This window comes from Psychrobacter sp. Sarcosine-3u-12, assembly GCF_002836005.1.
Classification (GTDB): Bacteria; Pseudomonadota; Gammaproteobacteria; order Pseudomonadales; family Moraxellaceae; genus Psychrobacter; species Psychrobacter okhotskensis.
Window position 1 is genome coordinate 1 of sequence record NZ_PJBY01000056.1, and the last position, 389, is coordinate 389.

The 389-nt window shown below is 45.2% G+C and carries 1 protein-coding gene; it reads right to left on the minus strand.

Features of this window, described 5'->3' with window-relative positions; all coding sequences use genetic code 11:
- Window positions 1-31 precede the first annotated feature (31 nt).
- Window positions 32-389 (minus strand): transposase (locus CXF65_RS01130; protein WP_198551936.1); only part of this gene is annotated, 358 nt, incomplete at its 5' end.

Here is a 389-nt window from a genome sequence, read left to right on the forward strand (position 1 = left end):
GAGACCATCCCAGATTCTGTGTAACTGCCATTTAGATTAAATGCTTACTGATACGGTCATCAAACATAATCATAAAACGATTCAGAGCAGACGTCCAGTTACGGATTGGCATCGACCACTTTTTAGACGCCTGCTGGGTGGCTAAGTAAACCACTTTGAATGCTGCCTGATCAGATGGGAACACCTTACGCTTATTCACCGCTGTCCGAATCACACTGTTTAGCGACTCAATAGCATTGGTGGTATATATGACTTTTCTGATGTCTTTCGGATACTCAAAGAACACCGTTAAGCCCTCCCAGTTATTGCGCCAAGACTTGATGACATGTGGGTACTCTGTGCCCCAAGTCTCATCAAAGTGCTCAAGATTGGCCTCTGCCATCTCAAGG